The following is a 653-nucleotide window of genomic DNA, read 5'->3' as shown; positions in this document are numbered from 1 at the left end:
GACCTGGCGTTCGGCGTCGGTGGCGGCCTCCCACTCGACCTCGTTGTCGGCGGGGAACATGACGGCGTACTGCGGCATGGAGGTCCTTCGGCTCGAGTGATGTTGATGGTGTCGACAATGCCGTGCAGGACACCTCGACCGGGGGTTGCGCGCCGTCCGTCTTCCGCCGCGCTAGCTGCAGGTGCCCAGCACGCGGGCGATGCTCGCCTTCTCCGCGGACGTCACCCAGAGCCGGTAGCGCGCCTTGACGGCGACCTGACGAGCGACGTAGGCGCACCGGAATGCCTTGTTCGGCGGCAGCCAGCTCGCCGCGTCGGCGTCACCCTTGGCGCTGTTGGTGCGGCCGTCGACGGCGAGCAGCTCGAGCGGGTCGTTGGCGAGAGCCGTGCGCCGGCTCGCCGTCAGCTGCTGTGCTCCGGTGACCCAGGCGTCGCCGAGGGCCACGACGTGGTCGATCTGGACCTGCGCGGAGCTCGCCCGGCCACGGACGAAGCTGATGGTGCGTCCGGTGTACGGGTCGGCCAGCGCGCCGGCCAGCACCACGCACCCGCGGGTCCCGGCCTTGAGCCGCACCGCCGTGAGGTCCCGCCGGAGCACGTCGTTGCGGGTGTCGCAGCCGTTGTGGCCATCGGCCACGTCGACGTCATCGGTCC

1 protein-coding gene is annotated in these 653 nt (G+C 71.5%); it reads right to left on the bottom strand.

From position 1 onward, the window contains the following. Nucleotides 1-171: 171 nt before the first annotated feature. Nucleotides 172-653: HNH endonuclease family protein (locus ABD194_RS18625; RefSeq protein ID WP_343994262.1), on the bottom strand; the 482-nt coding region annotated here is incomplete at its 5' end.

This window comes from Terrabacter terrae (genome assembly GCF_039529575.1).
Lineage (GTDB): Bacteria > Actinomycetota > Actinomycetes > Actinomycetales > Dermatophilaceae > Terrabacter > Terrabacter terrae.
The sequence above is the reverse complement of the archived record's forward strand: the minus strand, read 5'-3'. Positions and strand labels throughout refer to the sequence as shown.